Source organism: Niveispirillum sp. CC-CTL257, from assembly GCF_059489915.1.
Genome location: NZ_JCAJXE010000001.1, coordinates 2,652,720 through 2,667,218, shown reverse-complemented (window position 1 = coordinate 2,667,218; position 14,499 = coordinate 2,652,720). Strand labels below are relative to the sequence as shown.

Genomic DNA, 14,499 nt, shown 5'->3' with positions numbered 1-14,499 from the left:
CGACCCGACGAAACCCGGAACCGACCATGACCCGCCCGAGCACCATCGTCCCCGTCGCCCTGGGTGACCGTTCCTATGACATTCATATCGGGCCGGGCCTGATCCGCGACGCCGGCACCCTGATCCGCGATGCGGTGGGCAACCGGTCGCTGGTGGTGCTGACCGACAGTGCCGTGGCCGCGCTGCACCTGTCGTCGCTGCTGGACAGTCTGCGCGCCGCCGGGTCCAAGGTGCTGGACCCGATCGTGGTGCCGGCGGGCGAGGCCAGCAAGGATATGGAAAAGCTGGGCGAGGTGATGGATGCCCTGCTGTCACGCGGGATTGAGCGCAAGACGGTCCTGGTGGCGCTGGGCGGCGGGGTCGTGGGTGATCTGGGCGGCTTTGCGGCGGCCATTGCCCTGCGCGGCATTGATTTCATCCAGGTGCCGACCACGCTTCTGTCCCAGGTGGACAGTTCAGTGGGCGGCAAGACCGGTATCAACAGCCGCCATGGCAAGAACCTAATCGGTGCCTTCCACCAGCCGCGCCTGGTGCTGGCCGACACGGACAGCCTGAAGACCCTGCCGAAGCGCGAAGTGCTGGCCGGGTACGCGGAGGTGGTGAAATACGGGCTGATCGATCGGCCGGATTTCTTCACCTGGCTGGAGGCCAATGGCCAAGCGCTGGTCGATGGCGATGATGCCCTGCTGACCGAGGCGATCCGGGTATCGTGCGAGGCCAAGGCCGATATCGTGGCCAAGGATGAACGCGAAGGCGGCCTGCGCGAGTTGCTGAACCTTGGGCACACGTTCGGCCATGCGCTGGAGGCGGAAGCCGGGTATGGCACGGCCCTGCTGCATGGCGAGTCGGTGGCCATCGGCATGGTCATGGCCTTTGACCTGTCGGTGCGCATGGGCCTGTGCCCGGCAGAGGATCTGACGCGGGTGAAGGCGCATCTGTCGTCGGTCGGCCTGCCCGTGTCGGCCGCATATCTGGGCGGCGGTACCTGGACGGCGGAAAAGCTGGCCGCGCATATGGCCAAGGACAAGAAGGTCAAGGATGGGCGCGTCACCTTCATCCTGGCGCGCGGCATCGGCAGGTCCTTCCGCTGCGCCGATGTGGCGCTGGACGATGTGAAGACGGTGCTGGCGGCGTCGCTGACGCCGTAAGGGGTCACCTGAACCCTATCCGGTTGGTTTTGCCAAGCCGTTGGTTTACCTTCATCCATCGGTCCAGGGTGGGACCCACCATTCCGGGGTAGCGCATGTTCGCCATCATCGGCCTTGTCGGCGTGTTTTTCTGTGTGTTCGGCGGTTACGTCATCTTCGGCGGCAAGATGGGCATCATTGTTGAGGCCCTGCCCAAGGAGATCATGATCATTGGCGGGTCGGGCATCTCCTCCTTCCTGATCACCAACTCCGCCCATACGGTCAAGGCGTCGGGCAAGGACATCAAGAAGATCTTCGCGGGCTCGCCCTTCCATAAAAAGGAATATATCGAGCTTCTGTCCCTGCTCTATCAGATCCTCAAGACCATGAAGAGCAAAGGTGTGCTGGCCATTGAGCAGCACATCGAAAAGCCGCTGGAAAGCAACATCTTCAACGCCTATCCCGCCGTGATGAAAAGCAACACGACGGTGAAGTTCATCGCCGACTATCTGCGCATGTATTCCATCGGTGTCGATAACCCGATGGAAATGGAAAGCCTGATGGAGGCCGAGATCGACAAGATGAAGCATGAGGACCAGCATTCGTCCCATGCCATCCAGGGTCTGGCCGACGCCTTGCCGGCGCTGGGCATCGTGGCCGCCGTGCTGGGCGTGATCAAGACCATGGCGTCGATTTCCGAACCGCCGGAAGTGCTGGGCAAGCTGATCGGCGGCGCGCTGGTCGGCACCTTCATGGGCATCTTCCTGGCCTATTGTCTGGCCGCCCCCATTGCCGGGCGCCTGAAAGGCATCGCGGAGGAAGACAGCCTGTTCTATGGCGTGATCAAGACGGCGGTCGTGGCCCATCTGGGCGGATACGCGCCGCAGGTTTCGATTGAGGCGGCGCGAAAAAAGGTGCCGTCGGAATATATGCCCGACTTCAACGAGCTGGAAGAAATCCTGTCTCAGATCACTTAAAGGGTGAGCGCCCCAACAAACCCGGCCCCGGCAACGGCGGCCGGGTTTTTTGTTGCTGTGCGGTATGTCTCCGCAACCGGAAAATTTTGGAACAAGCGTTTAAATGCCTCTGGAAACCGGCGGCGGAAAGCCCCAAGCTATGACCAACAAGACCGTGGGAAACACGGGAATAACGGATACGCTTGGGAGGAAGATCCGAATGCTCACTGGTTTGATGATGGACCGCCCGTTGATGATCATCGGTCTGCTGCGCCATGCCGCGCAGAATTATGCCGATCAGGTGATCACCTCGCGCTTCGCGGTGGAGACGGCGCACCATTATACCTGGAAGGATGCCTGGCACCGCACGGCGCGGCTGGCCCATGCCCTGGACGCGCTGGGCGTGAAGCCGGGGGACCGGGTGGGCACGCTGGCCTGGAATGATCATCGGCATCTGGAGCTGTATTACGCCCTGCCGGGGATCGGTGCCGTCTGCCACACGGTCAATCCGCGCCTGTTCCCCGACCAGATCACCTATATCGTGAACCATGCCGAGGATCGGTTCCTGTTCGTCGATCCCATGTTCGTGCCGCTGGTGGAAAAGCTGTGGCCATCCTTCCAGGGGGTGGAGGGCGTGGTAGTGATGACCCGGCCCGAACTGATGCCGGCCAGCAGCGTGATCCCCAATCTCCATTGCTTTGAGACCCTGCTGGCGGATCAGCCGGATGAATATGACTGGCAGGAGTTCGACGAGAACACGGCCTGCGGCCTCTGCTACACTTCGGGTACGACGGGCAATCCCAAGGGCGTGCTGTATTCGCACCGGTCGTCGGTTCTGCATGCCTATGGCGTGCTGACGGCACCGGGCCTGGATGTGCGGGCGGCGTCCAGCATCCTGGTCGTGGTGCCTTTGTTCCATGCCAATGCCTGGGGCTACCCCTATTCCGCCGCCATCGTCGGGGCCAAGATGGTGCTGCCCGGCCCCCGGCTGGACGGCAAAAGCGTCTATGAACTGATGGAACAGGAACAGGTCACCATCTCGTCAGGCGTGCCGACGGTATGGCTGGGCCTGCTGGCGCATATGCGCGCCACGGGGGCGAAGTTCAGCAGCCTGAAGAATGTGACGGTCGGTGGTTCCGCCCTCCCGCGCGCCATGCTGGAGGAATTTGAGTTGACCCATGGCGTGGCCTGCGTCCAGGGCTGGGGCATGACGGAACTGTCGCCCGTCGGATCGGTCGGCGCCCTGTCGCAGGCCGAAGCCGCCTTGCCCGTGGAAAAGCAGCATGATGCCAAGCTGCGGGCCGGTCGCCCGCTCTATGGTGTGGAGATGCGGGTCATCGGTCCCGACGGCAAGGATCAGCCGCGCGACGGCCATTCCTATGGCGAGCTGGTGGTGCGTGGCCCCTGGATCACGCGGGGATATTACAAGGACGACAAGGCCAATGAGAACGCCTTCACGCCCGATGGCTGGTTCAAGACCGGCGACGTATCGGTGATCAGCGCGGACGGGGCCATGAGCATCGTGGATCGCGCCAAGGATGTGATCAAATCGGGCGGCGAATGGATCAGCTCCATCGACCTGGAAAACGCCGCCATGGGCCACCCCTCGGTGCAGGAGGCGGCTGTGGTCGGCGTGCCGCATCCGCGCTGGGTCGAACGGCCGCTGCTGGTCATCGTGCCGCGCGCCGGGCATGAGCCGGACAAGGCGTCGCTGATGCGGCATCTGGAAGGCGAGGTGGCGAAATGGTGGCTGCCCGACGATATCGTCTTCGTATCGGAACTGCCGCATTCGGCCACGGGCAAGCTGTTGAAGACGGAACTGCGCAAACGGTTCCTGAACCATCCGTTGCCCAGCACGGGGGCGGCAGCAGAATAAATACAGTTGCGCGATTAAATACCCTTATATGTCGCGCAACGTGAAGAAATTCACAGGCTGTACGCTGTATTCGGGCGCTATCGTGGGGAAGGTACACAACCCATGATGGCCGCACCATGAATGCAGACCCCGTTGCCGCCCTGATCAGCCGTCTTGAGGGTATGCAGGTGAGGGTCGCCCATGCCGGCGACCGCGTCCTGACGCGGCAGATCATCGGGGCCGATGCCGCGCAGATGCTGACCGATGTGCCGGCATCGGCCCGGTCGGTGCTGATCTCCGCCCAGGTGGAGGGGCGGATCAACGCCTTTCGGCGGGCCCATCCCGATGCCATCCTGCTGCTGGTGGGGGAGGAGGTTCGCACCACGGGCCTTCTGGCGCTGGACTGGCCGCCACAGGGGCCGGTGGCGCTGCTGGAATTCCTGTTCCTGCCATCCCTGCGCGGGCAGGGACGGGGCACAAGGCTGCTGACCGCCCTGACCCAGGTGGCCGATGACCGTGAACGGGTGGTCCGCACCCGGCTGTTCTATGACAGCCGGGCCTGCCGCCTGCTGACCCGCATGGGGTTCGTCCAGATCAGGGATGAAGGCACCGAGATCGTCATGGAACGCCCCGCCCACCGCATGGCCATGGCCGTTTGACTTGGCCCCGATCCGTCACCCCTGACGCAGGCGACGCAGCAGGGTCTGGCTGGCCTTGCCATCCACAGGCAGCCCCACCGATTTCTGATAGGCGCGGATGGCCGCGACCGTCCGCTTGCCCAGGAAACCGTCGGCCTTGCCCTTCTGAAGCCCCAGCTTGATCAGGCGCGTCTGAATCTCGCGCACGCCCGCCTGATCGACGGGGATGGCGCGGGCCCCGGCGGCGGCCCCGCTGATCAGGGCAGCGACCTGCCTGCCGGCCTGTGCCGGCGCGGCCCCGTCCTCGTCATCCTCATCATCCGCCGCAGCGGGGGGCAGGGTGCCCGATGTGGTGGAGCGGCGGATGGTGGCGCTGCCCGGCGGGCCGCCCAGCATGCCAGCCGGCGGGCCTTCCGCCACCTCCACATTGCGGCCCCCCGCATCCAGGCGGCGCAGGGCCTGGCGGGCACCGGGATCGCCCGATTCCGCCGATTGCCCGTACCAGGCGCGGGCGGCATCCAGATCGGGCGCGCCATCCACCCCCTGTTCATAGAGGGTGCCCAGCATGTAAAGGGCGCGGGCGACGCCGGCATCGGCCGCCTGCTGGAACCAGCGTGCCGCCTCCCCGGTGTCGCGCTCCACCCCATAGCCTTCGGTGTAGAGCAGGCCCAGATCAAAGGCGGCCTCCGCATGACCCAGTTCGGCGGCTTTGCGGTACCAGGAGGCCGCCTGTTCCATATCGTCGGGAATGCCGATATCGCCGCGGAACAGCTCCGCCAGGGTCCAAGCGGCATCGGCATCGCCCTTGGCCGCCGCCTGCCCGTACCAGTAAATGGCGCGGCGCAGATCCTGCACATTGGTCGGCGTCTGGGAGGTCAGGGCATCGGCCAGCGCCATCTGCGAATCGGCATCCCCCTGTCGCGCCCGATCCTCCATGGCCTTCAGTTCCGGACTGGCGCTGGGCGGCAGCAGGCTGGGGACCTGCGTGCCGGCGGCCAGGGCCGCAGCCCCGCTTGCCGCCGCTGCAGCGCCCGCGACGGCGGCACCGGCCTTGCGGCGCGGCTTGGCTGGGGCGGCTGCCGGTTTGGGCGCGGCGGTGGCCGGCTTCTTCACCGTGGGCTTCACCGGCTTCTGCACCGTCGGCTTCTTGATTTCCTGCGCTGAGGCGGGAGCAAGCGTCAGACCCGACAGCAGCAGGGGGGCCAGCAGGGCGGGTACGAATCGGCGCAAGGGGCGGGCGGCGTGTTTCGGCATTCTTTATCTGTCCGGCGCGGAGCCGGTCTCTCAACCACAAGGGATAGGGGTATATCGCGCACATTAACACGATGGACAGCGTCCGCCAGCCCCACGACACAGCCGTCGCAAGGGGCATCGCCGAGCCTATTGCACAGCGATGGCAAACTGACTATGGTGCGCGCCGCCCGTTGAACGGGACGGTGTTGGGGCGTCGCCAAGCGGTAAGGCAGCGGTTTTTGGTACCGCCATTCCCAGGTTCGAATCCTGGCGCCCCAGCCACCCTTCCTTCCCTTGAAATCCGTGTGCCAGATCGGGCGGCCAGGGCCGTGCCCGCTGGACGATGCATTCTTCCGCATATATGCGACCGGTTATCTTGTGGTTCCGGCTGTTCGGGGGGAAAATCACGGTAGGAGGAATAGATAAAATTTTGTATACTTGTCCGATGGTGGATAGTCGAACCTATGCCTTTAGGGTATAAGGCTCATTAATGACTGGGTAACCATTGGTCTCAATGCCGGTGAAGGCAGTAACGGGTACCAAACGGAAGGGCGCAAGGGCAACTTCATGAATCGCCAACCGAATGCACCGAAACGCGATTGGGTCCGGGTAAAGCCCGGCGAGCGTTCGTCTGCCAACGCGATGAATGAAAAACCCGAATATGATGATCAGAAGCTGCTGACGCTGCTGCAAAGCGCGAAGCGCGAGGTGCAGGGGCTGCGCCTGATCCATCTGCACATGTCGCTTCTCAAGGATAAGAGCCAGCTCGACCTGATCTCCATCAAGCGGGCGATGCAGGAAACGGCGGATCAGTCGGCCTATTTGCAGCTGTTCTCCCTGTCCAATGACGATGTCATCGTCCTGTACAAGGGCATCAAATTCTCCTTGATCTCCGACGTCTGTTCCAAGATCGAAAAGCTGATGCTGTCGCGCACCTCCATGGTGAAACGCAATCCCTATGGGGAAGACAGCCTCTATTCCATCATGGAACTGTCGCTGAACTTCGTGAACGTCATCCGGTTCATCGAAGGTCTGGCGCGGGAAAGCAATGCCGATGCCGCCAAGGCGGAGACGAAGCCGCCCATCACGCTGGAAGAACTGGGCAAGATCGAACGCGCCGTGCAGATGTTCGATCTGTCGCCGTTCATGCTGAACCAGCCGGTGGTCGATATCACCAATGGTGAACAGAATCAGTTCGAATATTTCGAGCTGTATATCGCCATCAAGGCGCTGGAAGAACGTCTGTCACCCAATTACGACATCACCGCCAACAAATGGCTGTTCAGCTATTTCACGGCCAATCTGGATAATTCGGTGCTGAAGGCGCTGAATTACGGCGTGGATTTCCTGCGTGGCCGGCGCATCGGCCTGAACCTGAACCTGTCGACTATCATGTCGGCATCGTTCGTGAAGTTCGACGAGCGTCTGACCGCCGACCTGCGCGGCAATGTGATCCTGGAGATCAACAAGGCCGATCTGGTGGAGAATATCGACACCTATAAGGAAGTGGTCGATTTCGCCTCCTCCAAGGGCTACCAGATCTGTATCGACGGGCTGAACGATTTCTGGGTCACGCATATGGACCTGGAATATATGGCTTGCGACTACGCCAAGATATTCTGGACCGACGAAATGGACATGATGTCTGACGGCGAGTTCGAGGTCTTTTCCGAGAAGATCCGGGCGCAGAGCAATTGCCGGTTCATCCTGGCCCGCTGCGGTTCGGTGTCGGGCCTGATGTTCGCGGAGAAGGCGGGCATCCAGATGGTGCAGGGCCGCATCGTTGACAACATCCTGCGCAAGGGCGTGCTGCTGCGCGACGCCATCAAGAGCGCCAAGATGATGAATGATTGATGCCAGTTTTCGGCCCCATGCGAGGCGGGTCGGAAAGGTTACAAGGGTCTGTCCATTTCCCAACCAGACTGCCCAGGAAATCCAGATAAGGGTTCGTCAACCCACCTTTTGGGTGATATGGTGCGTGTCGCAAATGGGGACGAGCCGGCTATACTGGCCGTTGCAATGATCGCGGAAGATGGGGACCGGGCTTGCCCGGATGGTTTCAGTGTCTGAAAGAAGCGCGACAGAAGGCCAAGGCAAGGACCAGGGCGACCAGAAGGGGGACACCAGCACCCATTTCCTGTTCACCAGCAAGGTCTTTCAGCTTCCGGGTGGCTATTTCGCGCTGTCCAAGGATAATAACGACCCCGTCTTCAATGTTCATCTGGGTGATGTCTGGGGCAAGATTCCCTTTCGCACCCTTCGCGAGAGTTTTCAGATCGAAGACAAGAGCGACGATGCACGCCTGCTGACCATCGTTGAGAAGGGGCTGAAATTCGTCAAGGAAATCCGCCCGGGCGACAGCATCCCGCGCGAGCTGCTGGACGGGTCCGCCTCCTGGCGCGTGGATGAACGTCACCTGACCATCGCGCGGGGCCGGTTGACGCTGCAGCTCGTCTCCTGGATCACGGGCCGCGAATCCATGATCACCGACCGGTTCCAGCTGGAACAGATCGTGGAGGACCCGCAGACCAAGCAGAAGGCACAGGAAGCCTTTTCCAAGCTGGCCAAGCAGTTCGGCCTGCCGGAGGACCGCAAGCAGGAGATGGTCGACAAGGTCGATTATTTGGCCCGCGAACTGTCCTATATTGAGGCGCTGCGCGATCGCTACAGCCATGTTCAGAAGATCATGTCGAAGCTGGTCCAGGCCAAGCGCACCTTCAAGGGCGAGGGGCAGGTGGTGGCCGATGTGGCGCGCATGCAGGCCCTGGCCAAGACGCCTGTCGCCAATTTCGATGATATCTTCGATCAGGTGGACGGACAGACGGCCGAAGTGATGGCCATGCTGCGCACCTTCGATGCCCAGGTCGCCTTCATCCGGCGCATGCGCGACGAGTTGCACACCATGCTGATGGTGTGGGACGAAATGATCGACATGTGGGATGGGAACGATATCGACAAGGAGCCGGAGACCGAGAACCGGTTGAAGCGCACCTATCAGTTCCTGGCCAAGAACTTCCTGATCAGCAAGGTCTGGCAGCGCGGCGGCTGAACCTGTTGGCGGGCGATTGTGTCCGCCTGCTGCCCCTTTGGCATTGCCTCCACAGGTGCCATTGGCGCGCCCCTTATTTTCCGGTATATTTTATGTGAAATGCAGATCGTCGGGGTAATATCCCTGTAACGGGTCGCTGCGTTTGCGCGCATGACGAGGCCTTCCGCCTCGCTTTCTCTGTGGGCCGGCAGTTTGTGTCCTTGATGAGCCTAACGTTAAATTGCTGATATATAATGACAATTTTAAATTATACATATTTTATATGTGTAAATATTCACTTTCCGAGCAAACAACATTATCGAAGCGTTAAAAATCCGTATTGACAGCATCTTCGGGTGGGTACAAAGTCCATTTCACCGATAGGGATTAACCCGACGGTCGCGGCAATTTGATCGCGCAGCTTGCGCCGCGTCACCAAACGCTAAAGCGCCACGAACCATGCTTCGTGGCAGCCGCCTGATGGACGAAGGGAGTTTCCACGATGAAATGGTTCAAGCGTGTCGCCGTTACCACCGCCGCCCTGGCCACCCTGGCCGTGTCGCCCGTGTGGGGCAGCGGGCAGATCCTGAACGTCTCCTACGACCCGACCCGCGAACTCTATAAAGAGTTCAACGAGGCCTTTGCCAAGCATTGGAAGGCGACGACGGGCGAGGAGATTGAGATCAAGGCCTCGCATGGCGGGTCGGGCAAGCAGGCGCGCTCCGTCATTGACGGGCTGGACGCCGATGTCGTGACCCTGGCCCTGGCGTCGGATATTGATGCCATCGCCGAGAATTCGGGCCTGCTGTCAAAGGAATGGCAGGCCAAGCTGCCCTATAATTCCACGCCTTATACCTCCACCATCGTGTTCCTGGTCCGCAAGGGCAATCCCAAGGGCATCAAGGACTGGGATGATCTGGTGAAGCCCGGCATCCAGGTGATCACGCCCAACCCCAAGACCTCGGGCGGGGCGCGCTGGAACTATCTGGCGGCCTGGGGCTATGCGGCGGACAAGGCCGGCGGCAGTGATGCGGCGGGCAAGGAATTCGTGGCCAAGCTGTTCAAGAATGTGCCGGTGCTGGATACCGGTGCCCGCGGCTCCACCACCACCTTTGTGCAGCGTGGCATCGGCGATGTGCTGCTGGCCTGGGAGAATGAAGCGTTCCTGGCTATCAATGAGCTGGGTGCCGACAAGCTGGAGATTGTGGTTCCGTCCGTCTCCATCCTGGCCGAACCGCCGGTGGCCGTTCTGGACAAGAATGTCGACCGTAAGGGAACCCGCAAGGTGGCCGAAGCATACCTGACCTATCTCTACACCCCGGAAGGGCAGGAGATCGCGGCCAAGAACTATTACCGTCCGCGTCTGCCGGCCCTGGCGCAGAAATATGCCGACCGGTTCCCCAAGATCAAACTGTTCGACATTTCGAAGTTTGGCGGCTGGACCGTGGCCCAGAAGACCCACTTCGCTGATGGCGGCGTGTTTGATGAGATCTACAAGCCCGGCCAGTAATAGCGGCGTTAACCACTGCGGCCTTTGTGCCGGTGGAAAACCAGACTAGTCTGACCCCCAGCCATCCCCGCCGGACCGTACAGGACCGGCGGGGCGTGCGCGTCAGAATATGGGGGCGGTCATGGACAGGAATTTTACCTTGCCTTCATTGCCTTCCCCTCGCCCCGTTGCCCCTGGGGGCGCGCCATGACCGGTTCTTCCGGCTTCTCGCTGTTCAGGCGGCGCAACCGTTCCATCATTCCGGGCTTCGGCCTGACGCTGGGCATCACGCTGACGCATCTGACCCTGATCGTGCTGATCCCGCTGGCGGCCCTCATGATCCGCCCGTGGGATATTGGCCTGTCCGGCTTCTGGCATCAGGTCACGGAACCCCGCGTGCTGGCGGCCCTGAGCCTGTCCTTCGGCGCGTCCTTCGTGGCGGCGGCCATCAATGCCGTTTTCGGGCTGGCCGTGGCCTGGATGCTGGTGCGCTATGATTTCTGGGGCAAGCGGGTGGTGGATGCCATTGTCGACCTGCCCTTCGCCCTGCCCACGGCGGTGGCCGGCATCGCCCTGACCTCTCTCTACGCCCCCAATGGCTGGGTGGGACAGTTCCTGGAACCGCTGGGCATCAAGGTCGCCTATACGCCGCTGGGCGTTGTCGTGGCGCTGACCTTCATCGGCCTGCCCTTCGTGGTGCGCACGGTGCAGCCGGTGCTGGAAGAACTGGATACGGAATTGGAGGAGGCGGCGGCCTGCCTGGGCGCCACGCGGTTTGAAACCTTCATCCGCGTCATCTTCCCCGTGATCTTCCCGGCCCTGCTGACGGGCTTTGCCTTGGCCCTGGCGCGGGCCGTCGGGGAGTACGGATCGGTAATCTTCATCGCCGGCAATATGCCGATGGTGTCGGAAATCGCGCCGCTGCTGATCGTGATCAAGCTGGAACAGTTCAATTATGCCGGTGCCGCCTCTGTCGGTATCGCCATGCTGATCCTGTCCTTCATCATGCTGCTGGTGATCAATCTGTTGCAGCGCTGGTCGCGCCGCTGGGCGGGGGTGTGAGATGAGCGGACATGCCCCCAAATCCCGCGTGACAGTGGCCGAACCCGGCTGGGTCAAGGCGCTGATCATGCTGGCGGGCCTGGGTTTCCTGGGCTTTTTCATCCTGCTGCCGCTGGCGGCCGTGTTTACCGAGGCGCTGCGCCGGGGGCTTGGTGCCTATTTCGAGGCGCTGGTGGAGCCGGACGCGCTGGCCGCCATCAAGCTGACCCTGCTGGTCGCCGTGATCGCGGTGCCGGTGAATGTGGTGTTCGGCATCGCCGCCGCCTGGGCCATCGCCAAGCATAAGTTCCCCGGCAAGTCGCTGCTGCTGACCCTGATCGATCTGCCTTTCTCCGTCAGTCCCGTCATTTCCGGTCTGGTCTATGTGCTGCTGTTCGGCGCGCATGGGTTGATGGGGCCGTTTCTGCGTGAACATGGCGTGCAGATCGTGTTCGCGGTGCCGGGCCTGGTTCTGGCCACCATGTTCATCACCTTCCCCTTTGTGGCGCGCGAACTGATCCCGCTGATGCAGGCGCAGGGCGTGGATGAGGAAGAGGCGGCGATCACGCTGGGGGCCGGCGGCTGGCAGACCTTCCGCCGTGTGACCCTGCCCAATATCCGCTGGGGCCTGCTTTATGGCGTGCTGTTGTGTAATGCCCGCGCCATGGGGGAATTCGGGGCCGTGTCGGTCGTGTCCGGCCATATTCGGGGGGAGACCAACACCATGCCCCTGCATGTGGAGATCCTCTACAACGAGTATAATTTCGTGGCCGCCTTTGCGGTCGCCTCGCTGCTGGCCATCCTGGCCCTGGTGACGCTGGTCGCCAAATCGCTGCTGGAATGGCGTCACGGCGCCGAACTGGCCGCCACCGCCCGCCGCCATTGATGGGAAAGCACCCATGAGCATCAATATCAAGAACCTGACCAAGCGTTTCGGCGGCTTTGCGGCGGTCGATGGCATCGATCTGGATATCCAGTCCGGGGAACTGATGGCCCTGCTGGGGCCAAGCGGGTCGGGCAAGACCACCTTGCTGCGCATGATCGGCGGGCTGGACTTTGCGGATGAAGGCACGCTGCTGATTGAGGGTGAGGATGCCACGGTGTCGGAGCCGCATGCGCGGCGCGTCGGCTTCGTTTTTCAGCATTACGCCCTGTTCCGGCATATGAGCGTGTTTGAGAATGTGGCCTTCGGTCTGCGTGTCTCCCGCCGCAAGCCGAAAATATCCGAAGAGGATATCCGCGCCCGCGTCATGAACCTGCTGGAGCTGGTGCAGCTGGCCCCCCTGTCGGGCCGCTATCCCAACCAGCTGTCGGGCGGGCAGCGACAGCGCGTGGCGCTGGCCCGCGCGCTGGCCACCGAACCGCGCGTGCTGTTGCTGGATGAGCCGTTCGGCGCGCTGGACGCCAAGGTGCGCAAGGAGCTGCGCCGCTGGCTGCGCGATATTCACAAGGGCATGGGCGTGACGACGGTGTTCGTGACCCATGACCAGGAGGAAGCGCTGGAACTGGCCGACCGTGTCGCCATCCTGAACAAGGGGCGTATTGAACAGGTGGGCACCCCGGCGGAAGTTTACGACAACCCGGCCTCGGCCTTTGTCTGTGACTTCCTGGGCGGGGGCACGCGGTTGGATTGCACGGTGGCCGACGGCGTGGCCCTGATCGCCGGGGCGCGGGTGCCGGTGGTCAACGAATTGCCGCCGCCGGGTCCGGCCACGGCCTATATCCGCGCCCACGATATTGATCTGGCAGAGGCGGGGGAGGCGGGGACACTGTCCGCCACAATCCGCCTGATCCAGCCGGTGGGGCCGCAGCTGCGCCTGGATCTGAACCTGGATGGCAAGGTGGTGGAAGCGGTCCTGGACCGCCACGCCACCACCACGCCCCTGACGCCGGGGCAGACCGTGTCATTGCGCCTGCGCAGGGCCAATGTTTATGCGGGGTAGGACGGCCTTCCACTGAATCGAACTGTCCGCGGTGCCTGGAATGGCCGTTCCGGCAGCGACCGCCGCATGAAGCCAAGCGTGGATGCGGTTCCGACACTGCGGCAGTACTCCGTCAGTTAGGTGCAGAAAATACCACTCGTAGGTATGTCTCCACTTACCGAAGAATGCTGCGGCTGGCGGCCTGATGTAGCTATAGCCTGTGATGCGAAATTTAGTTTTAAAGAGAAAGATCGGCAAAAAAATACATAGATTGTAAAGATTGTAATAAAATGCAGTGATTCCGCTTCAATTATTGAACGATAATAACATCACGGATTATATTATTTTGACCCGCAGATAAAATAGATAGACAGTAATAAATAAAGCCTATCTGGTGTGTCTGCGGTTGATCTCCAGATTGAAATTGGGAATTCGGGGTAAGGGGAGGCAGAATGAGGCTGAATAAGTCTTCATTAGCGTTGTTGTTGGCGATTTTGACGAGTACGAGTATCGCCAATGCACAGAAGCAGACAACGATCATTGCCATTCAGATTGATGGTGTACACCAGACTGATTTTCTGGGTGTGTATGACAGCATACTATCAGAATCGGATTCAATGATTGAGCAGCCTTACTCAATCAAGGTGATGCCGCCGGACGCCGCCCTGGCAGCGTTTAAGAACTGCACCAACTGCTGCCTGTCGCCGACCAATAAAAGCCCCGAATTCTATGATTTTCCAGCGGATTATCTGGCCAGTGATGCCATGAACGTTGCGAAGATCTATGTGTTCAGCAAGCCTGGCGCACCGGCCATCACGGACCTATCGACGCTGAAGGGACGGCAGGTCGTTGCCCGGTCGGAGATGCCTTACGGCAAGACAATCGAGAATGCCGGCCTCACCATTGATCTTGTCGCAAATGACGAGGTGAGTATCGATAAGGTGAAAGCGGGCCTTGCCGACGCGATGATTGCTTTTGTCCCGGACGCCTATCTGGCGTTTGAAAGCAAACGGACTGCTGTGTTCCCGCATCAGTCCAGTCGACCGATCGCCGTGCATCCGGACTCGGTCGTGTGCAAGCCTGACACTGGCAAGTTCGTGGCACAGTTCAACGCGGCGCTGGCCAAGCTTGGCCAATCGGGTCGGATCAAGGCACTGATGGGCAAGGCCTACATCCCCGAATAAGCCGATGGGCGCGTTTCCGGTGTCCA

At 61.5% G+C, this 14,499-nt stretch carries 12 protein-coding genes and 1 tRNA gene; 12 read left to right on the top strand and 1 reads right to left on the bottom strand.

The genetic code is table 11. The annotated features are described in order from the left end of the window. Nucleotides 1–26 precede the first annotated feature (26 nt). From aroB to ABC729_RS12495, 4 genes are all read left to right on the top strand, one after another. The gene (aroB, locus tag ABC729_RS12510; protein WP_495607892.1) at nucleotides 27–1,148 is read left to right on the top strand and encodes a 3-dehydroquinate synthase; all 1,122 of its coding nucleotides are present in this window, start codon (nucleotides 27–29) and stop codon (nucleotides 1,146–1,148) included. Nucleotides 1,149–1,243: 95 nt separating this feature from the next. After that, nucleotides 1,244–2,104, top strand: coding sequence for a flagellar motor stator protein MotA (gene motA / locus ABC729_RS12505; protein ID WP_495607891.1), 861 nt, complete (start codon nucleotides 1,244–1,246; stop codon nucleotides 2,102–2,104). A gap of 199 nt (nucleotides 2,105–2,303) precedes the next feature. Then, the gene (locus tag ABC729_RS12500; protein WP_495607890.1) at nucleotides 2,304–3,959 is read left to right on the top strand and encodes a long-chain fatty acid--CoA ligase; all 1,656 of its coding nucleotides are present in this window, start codon (nucleotides 2,304–2,306) and stop codon (nucleotides 3,957–3,959) included. A 116-nt stretch (nucleotides 3,960–4,075) separates the two neighbouring features. Then, complete coding sequence (locus ABC729_RS12495) at nucleotides 4,076–4,597, top strand: GNAT family N-acetyltransferase (protein WP_495607889.1); 522 nt, start codon at nucleotides 4,076–4,078, stop codon at nucleotides 4,595–4,597. 15 nt (nucleotides 4,598–4,612) lie between these two features. Here the strand turns inward: ABC729_RS12495 and ABC729_RS12490 are convergent, their stop codons facing one another. Then, the gene (locus ABC729_RS12490; protein WP_495607888.1) at nucleotides 4,613–5,830 is read right to left on the bottom strand and encodes a peptidoglycan-binding protein; all 1,218 of its coding nucleotides are present in this window, start codon (nucleotides 5,828–5,830) and stop codon (nucleotides 4,613–4,615) included. A 186-nt stretch (nucleotides 5,831–6,016) separates the two neighbouring features. On the opposite strand from ABC729_RS12490, the gene ABC729_RS12485 reads away from it, so the two are divergent. From ABC729_RS12485 to ABC729_RS12450, 8 genes are all read left to right on the top strand, one after another. Next, nucleotides 6,017–6,091, top strand: a tRNA-Gln gene (locus ABC729_RS12485). Nucleotides 6,092–6,376: 285 nt separating this feature from the next. Beyond that, entirely contained in the window at nucleotides 6,377–7,663 is a 1,287-nt protein-coding gene (locus ABC729_RS12480; protein ID WP_495607887.1) for an EAL domain-containing protein, read from the top strand. Nucleotides 7,664–7,871: 208 nt separating this feature from the next. After that, nucleotides 7,872–8,858: a hypothetical protein gene (locus ABC729_RS12475; RefSeq protein WP_495607886.1), complete on the top strand. Its 987-nt coding sequence runs from the start codon at nucleotides 7,872–7,874 to the stop codon at nucleotides 8,856–8,858. 481 nt (nucleotides 8,859–9,339) lie between these two features. Then, the gene (locus tag ABC729_RS12470; RefSeq protein ID WP_495607885.1) at nucleotides 9,340–10,347 is read left to right on the top strand and encodes a sulfate ABC transporter substrate-binding protein; all 1,008 of its coding nucleotides are present in this window, start codon (nucleotides 9,340–9,342) and stop codon (nucleotides 10,345–10,347) included. A gap of 186 nt (nucleotides 10,348–10,533) precedes the next feature. After that, entirely contained in the window at nucleotides 10,534–11,388 is an 855-nt protein-coding gene (gene cysT / locus ABC729_RS12465) for a sulfate ABC transporter permease subunit CysT (protein WP_495607884.1), read from the top strand. A gap of 1 nt (nucleotide 11,389) precedes the next feature. After that, nucleotides 11,390–12,253: a sulfate ABC transporter permease subunit CysW gene (gene cysW / locus ABC729_RS12460; RefSeq protein WP_495607883.1), complete on the top strand. Its 864-nt coding sequence runs from the start codon at nucleotides 11,390–11,392 to the stop codon at nucleotides 12,251–12,253. 13 nt (nucleotides 12,254–12,266) lie between these two features. Then, on the top strand, nucleotides 12,267–13,310 hold the full coding sequence (locus ABC729_RS12455) for a sulfate/molybdate ABC transporter ATP-binding protein (RefSeq protein ID WP_495607882.1): 1,044 nt from the start codon (nucleotides 12,267–12,269) through the stop codon (nucleotides 13,308–13,310). A 431-nt stretch (nucleotides 13,311–13,741) separates the two neighbouring features. Then, a complete protein-coding gene (locus tag ABC729_RS12450; RefSeq protein ID WP_495607881.1) occupies nucleotides 13,742–14,473 on the top strand; it encodes a substrate-binding periplasmic protein in 732 nt (243 codons plus the stop codon). Nucleotides 14,474–14,499: the final 26 nt, after the last annotated feature.

What these genes read in the sequence shown, in the direction of transcription:
- cysT (WP_495607884.1), top strand. Translation starts at nt 10,534, where the DNA reads ATGACCGGTTCTTCCGGCTTCTCGCTGTTCAGGCGGCGCAACCGTTCC.
- ABC729_RS12500 (WP_495607890.1), top strand. Translation starts at nt 2,304, where the DNA reads ATGCTCACTGGTTTGATGATGGACCGCCCGTTGATGATCATCGGTCTG.
- ABC729_RS12450 (WP_495607881.1), top strand. Translation starts at nt 13,742, where the DNA reads ATGAGGCTGAATAAGTCTTCATTAGCGTTGTTGTTGGCGATTTTGACG.
- cysW (WP_495607883.1), top strand. Translation starts at nt 11,390, where the DNA reads ATGAGCGGACATGCCCCCAAATCCCGCGTGACAGTGGCCGAACCCGGC.
- ABC729_RS12470 (WP_495607885.1), top strand. Translation starts at nt 9,340, where the DNA reads ATGAAATGGTTCAAGCGTGTCGCCGTTACCACCGCCGCCCTGGCCACC.
- motA (WP_495607891.1), top strand. Translation starts at nt 1,244, where the DNA reads ATGTTCGCCATCATCGGCCTTGTCGGCGTGTTTTTCTGTGTGTTCGGC.
- ABC729_RS12480 (WP_495607887.1), top strand. Translation starts at nt 6,377, where the DNA reads ATGAATCGCCAACCGAATGCACCGAAACGCGATTGGGTCCGGGTAAAG.
- ABC729_RS12490 (WP_495607888.1), bottom strand. Translation starts at nt 5,830, where the DNA reads ATGCCGAAACACGCCGCCCGCCCCTTGCGCCGATTCGTACCCGCCCTG.
- ABC729_RS12455 (WP_495607882.1), top strand. Translation starts at nt 12,267, where the DNA reads ATGAGCATCAATATCAAGAACCTGACCAAGCGTTTCGGCGGCTTTGCG.
- ABC729_RS12495 (WP_495607889.1), top strand. Translation starts at nt 4,076, where the DNA reads ATGAATGCAGACCCCGTTGCCGCCCTGATCAGCCGTCTTGAGGGTATG.
- aroB (WP_495607892.1), top strand. Translation starts at nt 27, where the DNA reads ATGACCCGCCCGAGCACCATCGTCCCCGTCGCCCTGGGTGACCGTTCC.